At 39.3% G+C, this 1,215-nt stretch carries 2 protein-coding genes; both read right to left on the bottom strand.

Annotated elements, in window-relative coordinates; all coding sequences use genetic code 11:
- Positions 1 to 130 precede the first annotated feature (130 nt).
- Entirely contained in the window at positions 131 to 511 is a 381-nt protein-coding gene (locus ACWATR_RS40175) for a hypothetical protein (RefSeq protein WP_460346011.1), read from the bottom strand.
- A gap of 341 nt (positions 512 to 852) precedes the next feature.
- Positions 853 to 1,062 carry a hypothetical protein gene (locus ACWATR_RS40170; RefSeq protein ID WP_147262545.1) on the bottom strand — a complete coding sequence of 70 codons (210 nt, stop codon included), beginning with the start codon at positions 1,060 to 1,062 and terminating at the stop codon, positions 853 to 855.
- Between the last annotated feature and the right edge of the window lie 153 nt (positions 1,063 to 1,215).

Below are 1,215 nucleotides of genomic sequence, written 5' to 3'. Positions count from 1 at the left end.
AGAGCCGGTGTTGGGTGGGAATTTAACCAAAATACGGGATTATATCAGCCAGCAAGTTAGTATTTTAATTAATTTCAACTTGTCGCGGCAAATGTGCGCGGTATCTGTTGCTGTTGCCAATTTTAATTTTTTAAAATGTGATTATTTCACAACCTTCAAGCAATTCGTCATAAACAGTTAGTTGTTGTGTTTTTAAGTGATTTGGTAGTGAATCATCATCAAAAGTCAAAGTAACGATATGAGTATTCTTGATGCTAAGAGATGATTTGCTGATATCGGTTATTGCTGCACTCATACCGCTTCGAGTGCCGATTAAATACCTTACTGATTGCCCGATTTTTAACTCGGCTGCTGGAATAGCCATGATCGTAAAAGTGTAAGTTAAGCAGTAGTCTGGTTGGATACGATAGTTCAAGCGCTTGAGCCTGGGCGATGGCGTAGCCGCCCACGCCCAGGCGATCGCTGTTCGGAAGTTAGGCAGGCACGGGTCAATACTGCTTGGGTTTTGCATTTTGAACTCGGAATTGGGTTTGGGGAAAAGGTTAAAGGTTTTTTCTTTCCCCTTACCCCAAACCCAATTCCCCAAAACCCGACAAGTATTGAGGCACGGGTTTGATTAAGTACATCAGTTAGGATTGCCGTCACTGGAGTTAGGGAGCAGATTAATCTCTTAGCATCCCAATGTTTTTTCAATGTATATTGACAAGTATTTTTGGTGTGTGGTTAATGAAGTACCAGGAATTTGCAGAGATTATGCTCGTGTTAGTAGTTGGAAAAAAATTTGCTTACTACTAATAAAACCCTCACTTTCTTAGGAGGGCTGTAGTAGAGCTACAAGTGAGAAGAGAGCAATCAGTTAGAGGTTCTGCACTGAGCAATAATTTCCATAGCTCTTCTTTGATGTTCAGGGATGGAGTTGAGGGCAGATATAAGTAATTCCCGCAGAATTTCAGACTGATTTCTTCCAACCACCTGTGAATAGAGCTTTAAATCACTCACATATTTTGGTTCTACGCGAAGTGTGACACTGGCAGAATTATGTTTATTTGACTTGGAACGCATAATTTGACTCCCCTTATAATATGCTCCTACAAGTATGGGTGTAATCGCATAACCTGAGAATAAAGTAATATTGTAATAATATCATAAAAACATTATAGAAGTCAGAATATTCAGCTTAAAAATCGATAAATTAGCATAATATGTCAAAAGCGA

The sequence above is a fragment of the Nostoc sp. UIC 10890 genome, from assembly GCF_054786515.1.
This window is presented reverse-complemented; position numbering and strand designations above follow the sequence as displayed.